The organism is Benzoatithermus flavus, assembly GCF_037908215.1.
Lineage (GTDB): Bacteria > Pseudomonadota > Alphaproteobacteria > Geminicoccales > Geminicoccaceae > Benzoatithermus > Benzoatithermus flavus.
On record NZ_JBBLZC010000152.1, the window covers coordinates 1 to 513 of the forward strand.

A 513-nucleotide genomic window follows, 5' to 3' on the forward strand; every position below is an offset into this window, starting at 1 on the left:
TAGGCGTCCCTCATTCCGTTCGTGTTCATCATCATTATAGTAGGGCATGGCCGGTTTCATAACCAATTTTTAAAAATGCGTTTTTTCATTTCCCTTCTTTCGCTTTTTATCATAAAATAAAAGTACAAGATCATAAGTTTTGATTTAAATAGTTTCAGGGGCACAATCCCTTCCTTTTTTACTTCTCTGTTTTAGAAGGGAGAGTTGAGAAATGGAAATTGAACGCATCAATGAACATACGGTGAAGTTCTACATTTCCTATGTTGATATAGAGGAGCGCGGCTTTGACCGCGAGGAAATTTGGTACAATCGGGAACGAAGCGAAGAATTATTTTGGGAAATGATGGATGAAGTTCACGGGGAAAGCGATTTTTCGCTCGATGGCCCGCTTTGGATCCAAGTGCAGGCGCTCGAAAAAGGGCTTGAAGTCGTCGTGACGAAAGCGCAGTTGTCCAAAGACGGAAGCAAGCTCGAGCTGCCGCTTCCAGAAGAGAAATGGCGCGAGTTTTCGGT

At 43.1% G+C, this 513-nt stretch carries 1 protein-coding gene; it reads left to right on the forward strand.

Annotation, left to right across the window (positions count from 1 at the left end; all coding sequences use genetic code 11):
• Positions 1-211: 211 nt before the first annotated feature.
• Positions 212-513, forward strand: a 302-nt coding sequence (locus U1T56_RS24635) for an adaptor protein MecA (protein WP_418162099.1), incomplete at its 3' end; no start/stop codon positions are given.